This is a genomic window from Pseudomonas sp. FW300-N1A1, from assembly GCF_058789115.1.
The window spans coordinates 104,229-112,861 of the sequence record NZ_JBYTBK010000016.1 but is presented as its reverse complement, the minus strand read 5'-3'; the positions used below and the strand labels follow the sequence as shown (position 1 = coordinate 112,861).

Annotated in this window: 9 protein-coding genes; 2 read left to right on the top strand and 7 right to left on the bottom strand. The window is 62.2% G+C overall.

All coding sequences use genetic code 11. The annotated features are described in order from the left end of the window. From AC3WQN_RS13710 to AC3WQN_RS13680, 7 genes are all read right to left on the bottom strand, one after another. The coding region (locus AC3WQN_RS13710; protein ID WP_178081966.1) for a PAAR domain-containing protein at positions 1 to 470 on the bottom strand (470 nt) is incomplete at its 3' end. Between the two features lie 245 nt (positions 471 to 715). Continuing rightward, positions 716 to 1,021 carry a YkgJ family cysteine cluster protein gene (locus tag AC3WQN_RS13705; protein ID WP_095080050.1) on the bottom strand — a complete coding sequence of 102 codons (306 nt, stop codon included), beginning with the start codon at positions 1,019 to 1,021 and terminating at the stop codon, positions 716 to 718. 81 nt (positions 1,022 to 1,102) lie between these two features. Then, entirely contained in the window at positions 1,103 to 1,885 is a 783-nt protein-coding gene (locus AC3WQN_RS13700) for an SDR family NAD(P)-dependent oxidoreductase (RefSeq protein WP_103402316.1), read from the bottom strand. Positions 1,886 to 1,930: 45 nt separating this feature from the next. Next, positions 1,931 to 3,367, bottom strand: a complete 1,437-nt coding sequence (phrB, locus tag AC3WQN_RS13695; protein ID WP_103402317.1) for a deoxyribodipyrimidine photo-lyase — start codon at positions 3,365 to 3,367, stop codon at positions 1,931 to 1,933. Between the two features lie 21 nt (positions 3,368 to 3,388). Then, positions 3,389 to 4,327, bottom strand: coding sequence for a MerR family transcriptional regulator (locus AC3WQN_RS13690; protein WP_103402315.1), 939 nt, complete (start codon positions 4,325 to 4,327; stop codon positions 3,389 to 3,391). Next, positions 4,328 to 5,290, bottom strand: coding sequence for a YbgA family protein (locus AC3WQN_RS13685; RefSeq protein WP_103402314.1), 963 nt, complete (start codon positions 5,288 to 5,290; stop codon positions 4,328 to 4,330). 173 nt (positions 5,291 to 5,463) lie between these two features. After that, on the bottom strand, positions 5,464 to 6,450 hold the full coding sequence (locus AC3WQN_RS13680) for an NAD(P)/FAD-dependent oxidoreductase (protein ID WP_103402313.1): 987 nt from the start codon (positions 6,448 to 6,450) through the stop codon (positions 5,464 to 5,466). 196 nt (positions 6,451 to 6,646) lie between these two features. On the opposite strand from AC3WQN_RS13680, the gene AC3WQN_RS13675 reads away from it, so the two are divergent. Both AC3WQN_RS13675 and hemH read left to right on the top strand, forming a co-directional pair. Beyond that, a complete protein-coding gene (locus tag AC3WQN_RS13675; protein ID WP_095149129.1) occupies positions 6,647 to 7,549 on the top strand; it encodes a TIGR01777 family oxidoreductase in 903 nt (300 codons plus the stop codon). A 13-nt stretch (positions 7,550 to 7,562) separates the two neighbouring features. Then, the gene (gene hemH, locus AC3WQN_RS13670; protein ID WP_103402312.1) at positions 7,563 to 8,585 is read left to right on the top strand and encodes a ferrochelatase; all 1,023 of its coding nucleotides are present in this window, start codon (positions 7,563 to 7,565) and stop codon (positions 8,583 to 8,585) included. The last annotated feature ends 48 nt before the right edge of the window (positions 8,586 to 8,633 follow it).

The window sequence follows — 8,633 nt, the reverse complement described above, 5'->3', positions numbered from 1 at the left end:
TCGGCTCTTTGCTGGTACTCGCGCCAGAGGTTCTCGCAGACCTGTCCGGGCAGCGGCGCGAAGGTCGACGTGGGACGATTCGGCGCCGGTGCAGGGGTGACGCTGGAGGGGCGCGGTTCGGCTACCGGGTGGCGTGCGGTTGGCGCGGCGGGTTGAGCAGTGACTCGGGGGCGTGGCGCGACATCGTCGAACAACTGACACCTGAGATTCTGGTTGGCAATCAGTCGCGGCGGCGGGTCGCACTTGCAACTGCAGAGATCGCCGTCGAGGGCGGCGGGGCGGCCATCAAGCAAGTCCACCAGGTGCGGGCCGTCGCACACGATGACCCCGGTGCTGTCGCATTCCGGGCAGTCGACCTCATCGCCTTCACGGGCCATGGCCTGGCCATTGATGGTGCTGTATGCGTAGCCGGTGAGCACGGTGCCGTTGACCGTGGTTTTGGCTCCGACGGTGATGTGATAGCGCCTCATGCCAGACACGGCCTTATGTGATCGGTAGGGACGAGCACGCTAGGCGAGGAGGGGAGCGGAGTTAAATCAGGCGCTTCTTTGAATGCTGTAGGTTTTTTCAGCTGAAGAGTGGAGGTGTAGTGCAGGTTGCATAGCTGTCAGTCTGGCAACTGTGCGTGGGAAACCTTCTGCTGTTCCGAGCCTGGTTCGTCAAACAGCGGGTCGCTGCCACCCAAGCGTCAGTCAGGCCGTTAATATCCGACCGCTCAGCGGTACGCCGTCGCAATTCCCTGGCGCTCTTCGATACATTCCGGCGCCCCCATCTCGAACTCCCGGCAGATCAGCGGGCGTTTTTCGTAGATGGTGCACATCATCGTGTCGCGATCGAGTGCGGCGCACCAGCCGTCGTCCAGGCGCAGCATGACTTCCCCGCCCCAATCGTCAGTGTCGATGAACCGGTCAGGTACGCCAGTGTCGGTGATCAGCATGACTTCGAGCTGGCAGCAGCAGGCCGCGCAGGTTGAGCAGGTGACCGCAGGCTCGACGATTTCGGTGAGGGGGATGGTGTTCATGGCCGGCAGTGTAAGGCAGCGAGCCATGGCTGTGTGAACGCTCTGACGGACGTTTTGCCGCAGCCTTGCGGCCGGCGACATTCATGGCGAGTCCTTGATGGGCGGCGAGCTCCTGAGCATGGGTTTGCCGATCACCAGTTTGACCTGGTCAGTCGGTTTCGACAGTGGCCACAGCTGCGACATATGCAAGGCGGGGAAGGCGATTTCCAATGGGCGCTGTTTGAGTTTTCCGACGATGTACCGCGCCGCCTTGTCGACGGGCCAACTCAGGGGCATCGGGCGCTCCGTTGCTTCGATCAGCCGGGTGTCGACGGCGCCGGGGCTGACCATGGTGACTTCAATACCCTCCGGCGCCAGCTCGATTCGCAAGGATTCAAACAGGTGACGCAGGCCGGCTTTCGACGTGCCATGGGCTTCTGCCCGAGGCAGCGGCAGGTACGTCACCGGGCTGGCAATGCCCACCAGATGGGGCGCAGTGCCGGCACGAAGCAAGGGCAGGGCGGCCTCAGTGCAATAGCTGCAGGCGAGCAGGTTAGTGCGCACCACATGTTCGATGATCGATGGGTCGAACGGTTGGGGGTCGACGTATTCACAGGTGCCGGCGTTGAGAATCACGCTGTCCAGCGCGCCCCACGCCTGCTGGATCTGTTCGCCGATTTCGCGCACGGTCTGGCTGTTGGTCAGGTTACCGGGGACCACCAGCACTTGCCCGGGATAGCGCAGCGCGAGCACCTTCAACGACGCGCTCTTGCGTGCACTGACCGCTAGGTGCGCACCGGATTTCAACAGCTCTTCGGCCAGTGCGGCGCCAATGCCATTGCTGGCGCCCGTCAGCCAGTACCGCCGTGGAGGCGTGAGACTCATCCCGTTCTCCTTTCAGTCAGTCAATGTGGGTACATGTGCATCACGCTATGCCCCGACACCCGGGGACGCAGGCAGGTGTTTGAACGCCGCCAGTGCACGCTCCCGCGTTTGACTGAGGTTGACGATGGGCAGCGGATAGCCTGCCACGGCAAACAATCCGCCCGAGGCCGCCGGGTTGTGGATATCTTTGTTGTCCAGTTCGGCCAGCTCCGGCAGCCAGTGTTTGATAAATAGCCCTTCGGGGTCGAATTTTGCCGATTGGCTCAACGGGTTGAAAATCCGGAACCAGGGCGCCGCGTCGGTGCCCGTGGAAGCACTCCATTGCCAGCCACCGTTGTTCGCCGCCAGGTCGCCGTCGATCAGGTGGCGCATGAAAAAGCGTTCGCCTTCACGCCAGTCGATCAACAGGTTTTTGCTCAGGAACATCGCCACCACCATCCGCAGGCGGTTGTGCATCCAGCCGGTGGCCAGCAGTTGGCGCATGGCCGCGTCGATGATGGGCAAGCCGGTGCGCGCCTCTTTCCAGGCGGCCAGTTCGTCAGGCGCTGTGCGCCAGGCCACGGCTTCGGTTTCCGGGCGAAAGGCCTGGTGCCGGGAGACCCGTGGGTAGCCCACCAGAATGTGTTTGTAGAATTCGCGCCACAGCAGCTCGTTGATCCAGGTCACTGCGCCAACGCTGCCACTGTCGAGCTCGCCTTGATTCGCTTGCAGTGCGGCGTGCAGGCATTGCCGGGGCGAAATCACGCCGGTGGCGAGGTAGGCCGACAACTGACTGGTGCCGGGCTTGGCCGGCATGTCGCGTTCGTCCTGGTAGTAATGGATCTGTGCCTGGGCGAAAAACTCAAGCCGTCGGTGCGCTTCGTCCTCGCCTGCCGGCCAGAGTGCGCGAAGCTGCGCGCTCGGCGTCTCAAAGCCCGGGATCTGCTCGGGAACCGGGTCGCTGTTGATTGTCATGGGGGACTGAGCCTTGGGGGGCGCCACCAACTGGGGCAGCGCGTCCTGCAAGCGGGCATGACAGACTTTGCGGAACTGGCTGTAAACCTTGAACCAGGTGCCGGTCTTGGTCAGTACACTGCCTGGCTTGAACAGCAATTGATCCAGGTAGTGATGGAAAGCCACTGCGCTGGCGTCGAGGGCCTGGCTGACGGCCGTATCCCGGCGTGTCTCATGAACGCCGTATTCCTCGTTGACGTGGACGGCCTCGATGTTCAGCTCGTTGCACAGTGCGACCAGTACCCCGGGGGCGTCGTCCCAGTGGGGGGCGCTGCGGATCAGCAGGGGAATGTTCAGCTCGCCGAGTGCCTGGCTCAATGGCCGCAGGTTGCGTAGCCAGAAGTCCACTTTGCACGGTGCATCATCGTGGGCCAGCCATTGCTCGGCGCTCAACAGGTACAACGCTACACTCGGGCCGCGCGCCGTGGCGGCCGAGAGCGCTGTGTTGTCATGCAAGCGCAAGTCGTTGCGCAGCCAGATCAATTGCAGGGTCGGGTTGGCCTTGGGCATTTAAATGAGTCCGCGCGCAAGCAGCATCTGGTGGGCCGCCAAGGGGTCTTTGGCGAGGAGCAAATCAGCGCAGTCTGTAGTGCTCACGGACAACTCAGTGTGGTGGATGCACACCGTGGGTCCGGCGATGAGTGTTGGGCAGCTGACGTTGTGCAGAAGTTTCGTCAGCTGTTTGAGATTGATCGATGTGCTCGAGTACAGCAGTACCGCGCGTGCTTGTAAGTGCTCGACCGCCAGGGCCAGTTCGCCCGCCGGCAGCGGCCCGTCGAACACTTCCACCGGGCAGTCGGTGCTGCTGATCAGCCAGGCGGCCAGCCACAGTTGCGGCTCCAGTGGCAGGTCGGAGTGGTTGATCAGCAACAGCGGCGCACCGCGCAGCTGGCGGTTGTTGTGGTAGAGCCTGGCGCCCAATTTGCTGCGCAACCAACCATGGAAGAACCGTTGTTCCATCCGTGCGCCGAACTGCCCCTGCCACCGCTGTTCGAGTTCACCCAGCAGCGGCATCAGCAGTTGCTCGCACAAGGTCCGGGGCGGGTATAACGACATGGCCTGGTTGATCAGATCGTCGACCTCCCGCTCGGCCAGCTGACTGATGGCCTGGGTCAGTTTCTGGCGCAGGATCTTCCACTCGTTTTCCACCGCCGTGCTGAACGCCTGCGGCGTGTCGAGCAGCGGCTTGACCTGGCTCACGGCTACGCCACGGTTGAGCCAGGTCACAATGGTGTGGATGCGTTGTACATGGTCGGCCGAGAACAGGCGGTGCCCCTTTGGGCTGCGCTGCGGCACGATCAGCCCGTAACGGCGCTCCCAGGCACGCAAGGTGATGGCATTGACGCCGGTCACGCGGGCCACGTCGCGGATCGGCAGCCAGCTTTCAGCCAGCGCCTGTTGGTAACCGGCGCCGCCATCCTGGGCAAGGGTATCGGGTTGGTTTTTCATTTAAATCGCATTTCGCAGGCTGAGATTTTCCGGGTGCGGTTGCAGGTAGACCTGCTGCGCAACGTACGGGTCGGGATGCTGGCGCAAGTGATGCTTGAGCAACGTCAGGGGAACCACCAGCGGCACGATGCCGTGGCGGTACTGGCTGATGAGGTGCTGCATTTCCTGTTTGTCCTCACGGCTGATGACTCGCTTGAAATAGCCCGCGAGGTGTTGCAGCACGTTGCTGTGGGTGCGGCGGGTGGCGCATTGCGCGAGGGCTGTCATCAGCGCCTTGAAGTAGCGCGGGCCCAGCTCATTCGGATCGCTCGGGTCCGAGCGGCCCAGCAGATTGCCCAAGGCCTTGTATTGCACCGGGTTGTGGGCCATCAGCAGGTACTTGTAGCGGGCGTGGAAGTCGGTCAGGCCCTGGCGGCTCAACCCGGCTTGCAACATGGCCTGCCAGGCGGCGTATACGAACACCCGGGTCAGGAAGTTCTCGCGCAGTATCGGATCGTTGAGCCGGCCGTCCTCTTCTACCGGCATGCTTGGGTGCCGGGCGCAAAACGCCTGGGCGTAGATGCCGCGTGCGCCGCCGTCCTGGAGGTTGCCGTTGGCGTGATAGACCCTGACTCGCTCCAGGCCACAGGAGGGTGATTTCTGCATGAAGACATAGCCGCAGATATCGCCGAGTTCACTGGCCATGCGCTGCCCGTAATCGGCCAGCAGGCGGGTGACATCGTGTTCAGGGTTCAGGGTGCCGACGGCATGTGGTTGCCGCAGATCGCCGACCAGGCGAATCGGCTCGCGAGGTACCCCCAGGCCAATGGCGACTTCGGGGCACACCGGGACACACTCGACGTAATTACCCAGGACCTGGCTGCACAGCCGGGACGCTTTATGCCCGCCGTTGTACCTGACCTCGGCACCCATCAGGCAGGCACTGATGGCGATTTTCGGTTTGCTCGCGCTCTGGCTGTTCATCGAAGTGCCTCGGATCTAAACCTGTACAAGTAGTTGGCGCTGTACAGCTTTGTTTGATCATAGATTCGATGATGTACAAGTCAAATTACTTGTATAAGTTTTTTCTCAGGTAGGGGCGTGGGCCGCTATAGGGCGTTGGCCTGCGTGGCGCCACTTCCAGACCGTCCATCCGGTCACTGCAGGTGCGCATGCAAGCGGCGAGCAGCTTCCTGGCCGCTCAGCCAGGCGCCTTCCACGCGTCCGGACAGGCACCAGTCGCCGCACACGTACAAGCCCAGGTCGGCATCGGCCAGTGCGCCCCACTCATGGTTGCCGGCTGGCCGGGCATAGAGCCAGCGATGGGCCAGGCTGAAGCTGGGGGCGGGCATGGCGCTGTGCAACAGTTCGGCGAAGGCACCGTGCAGTTGCTCGATCACCGCTTCCCTGGACAGGTCGATGTGTTGTCGGCTCCAGGCGCTGGTGGCATGCAGGATCCAGGTGTCCAGGGTATTGTCGCGCCCGGGTTTGCTGCGATTGCGAGCCAGCCAGTCGAGCGCGCTGTCCTGGACGAAGCAGCCTTCCATGGGCGTTTCCAGCGGCGTTTCGAAGGCCAGGGCTACGGCCCAGGTCGGGTCCATTTTTACCCCCGCGGCAACCCCGGCGAGTTTCGGCGCCGCCGCCAGCAAGGCCGTGGCCTGTGGTGCCGGCGTCGCAATCACGACATGGCTGAAGGGGCCATGGGTGAAGCCCTCGGCATCCTGCAGGTGCCAATGTTCTTCGCCACGGTAGACCTCGGTGATGCGGCAGGCGAAGTGCACTTCCGTCTCGCCGATCAGGGCGCGAGTGATGGCGCTCATGCGGGGTGTGCCCACCCAGCGGGTCTGTTCATCCGGCGAGGTACTGAGTTGTCCGCCATGAAAGTTGTAGAGCTGAGGCGCCCATTCAGCGACCCAGCCATTGGCATGCCAGCGCTGGACTTCAGTGACGAATCGGCGATCGCGGGCGGTGAAATACTGTGCGCCCATGTCCAGTGAGCCGGCATCGCTACGCTTGCTCGACATGCGGCCACCACTGCCACGGCTTTTATCGAACAATTGCACGACGTGCCCGGCTTCCTGCAGGGCTTGTGCCGCAGAAAGTCCGGCGATTCCGGTGCCGATGATTGCGATGGGTACAGTCATAGGGGGCCTCGTTTACCTTTCTCTACAGGCTACGCTTCGGGCCAAACCTGTACAATTTTATTTTTTGGTATAACTTTCAGCGCTCTCGTTCTGGCAGCTTGGCCTATTGTTAATCACAGAGCCGCCCGATCCGAAACATCCCTGCCTATAAAAATAGACTAGTGATCGGGGTAAAACGCTACGTGAGGAACACGTCATGCACATATTGCTGACCGGCGGTACTGGTTTGATAGGACGCCAGCTTTGCCGACTCTGGTTGAGCCAGGGGCACAGCCTGACGGTGTGGAGCCGCAAGCCGGAAAAGGTGCCCGCCTTATGCGGTGCCAAGGTGCGTGGCATTGGCCGCCTGGAAGACATTGGCCCCGCATCGGTGGATGCGGTGATCAATCTGGCCGGGGCTCCCATTGCCAGCCGACTCTGGACCCATCGACGCAAGGCAGTGCTCTGGAGCAGTCGGATCAGCCTGACAGAAACCCTGCTGGCATGGCTGGACAGTCGCGAACAAAAACCACGGGTGATGATTTCCGGATCGGCCGTGGGCTGGTACGGCGATGGTGGCGAACGTGAGTTGAGCGAGGACTCGCCCCCGGTCAGCGAAGATTTCGCCAGCCAATTGTGCATTGCCTGGGAAGAAACCGCGCAGCGGGCCGAGGCCTTGGGCATTCGCGTGGTGCTGGTGCGCACTGGCCTGGTGCTGTCGGCGGAGGGCGGCTTTTTGTCGCGGCTCTTGTTGCCCTTCAAGGCCGGGCTGGGCGGGCCGATTGGCAATGGTCGGCAGTGGATGTCGTGGATCCATATCGAGGATCAAATCGGCCTGATTGATTTTCTTCTGCATCAGAATGATGCCAGTGGTCCTTATAATGCCTGCGCGCCTAAACCGGTGCGCAATCGCGAGTTTGCCAAGACATTGGCCGGTGTACTGCACCGGCCGGCGTTCATGCCGTTGCCGTCCCTTGTGCTCAAGGTCGGTCTTGGCGAGTTGTCACTGTTATTGCTCGGTGGCCAGCGGGCAACACCGTCGCGCTTGATGGCGGCGGGTTTCACTTTCCGGTTCACTGATTTGCGTGCGGCTCTGGATGACTTGTCCAGCCGCCTTTGAAATAGGACGTTGCATGACCGATCACGCGTTGCTCCTGGTCAACCTGGGCTCGCCCGCTTCCACACAGGTCGCGGACGTGCGCAGCTACCTCAATCAATTTCTGATGGACCCCTACGTTATTGACCTGCCCTGGCCGGTGCGACGCTTGCTGGTTTCGCTGATTCTGATCAAGCGCCCCGAGCAGTCGGCCCACGCCTATGCCTCGATCTGGTGGGATGAAGGCTCGCCGCTGGTGGTGCTCAGTCGTCGCTTGCAGCAGGTGATGACTGCGCAATGGACCCAGGGGCCGGTCGAGCTGGCGATGCGTTATGGCGAGCCGTCGATTGAGACGGTACTCACACGCATCGCTGCGCAAGGCATCAAGCAGGTCACGCTCGCACCGCTGTACCCGCAGTTTGCTGACAGCACCGTGACGACCGTCGTCGAGGAAGCCAGGCGGGTCGTGCGTGAGAAGAAGCTGGATGTGCAGTTCTCGATTCTCCAGCCGTTCTACGATCAGCCCGAGTACCTCGAAGCCTTGGCTGCCAGCGCCAGGCCGTACCTTGAGCAGGACTACGATCACCTGCTGCTGAGTTTTCACGGGTTGCCGGAGCGGCACCTGAAGAAGCTCAACCCGGGCCATAGCTTTGAAGGCGGCGGCGATTGCTGTGCCGGTGCGCCTGCTGAGGTGGTTGCAACCTGTTATCGCGGTCAATGCCTGCGTACGGCGGCCGCATTGGCCGAGCGCATGGGGTTGCCGGACGGCAAATGGTCCGTGTCATTCCAGTCGCGGTTGGGCCGTGCCAAATGGATCGAACCTTACACGGAAGCCCGTCTGGATGAGCTGGCCAGGCAGGGTGTGAAAAAGGTGCTGGTGATGTGCCCGGCGTTTGTCGCCGACTGCATCGAAACCCTGGAGGAAATCGGTGATCGTGGGCGGGAGCAGTTCCGCGAGGCGGGTGGCGAGGAGTTGGTGCTGGTGCCGTGCCTGAACGATGACCCGCAGTGGGCGCAGGCGTTGAACACCTTGTGTGAAAGGGCGCCGATCGCTGTGTAGGCGCACGCATTGAAGTGACGGCGGGCGTGTTGTGGCGAGGGAGCTTGC

Coding starts and splice junctions, on each gene's coding strand:
- AC3WQN_RS13705 (WP_095080050.1), bottom strand. CDS start 1,021: ATGAACACCATCCCCCTCACCGAAATCGTCGAGCCTGCGGTCACCTGC.
- AC3WQN_RS13700 (WP_103402316.1), bottom strand. CDS start 1,885: ATGAGTCTCACGCCTCCACGGCGGTACTGGCTGACGGGCGCCAGCAAT.
- AC3WQN_RS13690 (WP_103402315.1), bottom strand. CDS start 4,327: ATGAAAAACCAACCCGATACCCTTGCCCAGGATGGCGGCGCCGGTTAC.
- AC3WQN_RS13685 (WP_103402314.1), bottom strand. CDS start 5,290: ATGAACAGCCAGAGCGCGAGCAAACCGAAAATCGCCATCAGTGCCTGC.
- AC3WQN_RS13680 (WP_103402313.1), bottom strand. CDS start 6,450: ATGACTGTACCCATCGCAATCATCGGCACCGGAATCGCCGGACTTTCT.
- AC3WQN_RS13675 (WP_095149129.1), top strand. CDS start 6,647: ATGCACATATTGCTGACCGGCGGTACTGGTTTGATAGGACGCCAGCTT.
- hemH (WP_103402312.1), top strand. CDS start 7,563: ATGACCGATCACGCGTTGCTCCTGGTCAACCTGGGCTCGCCCGCTTCC.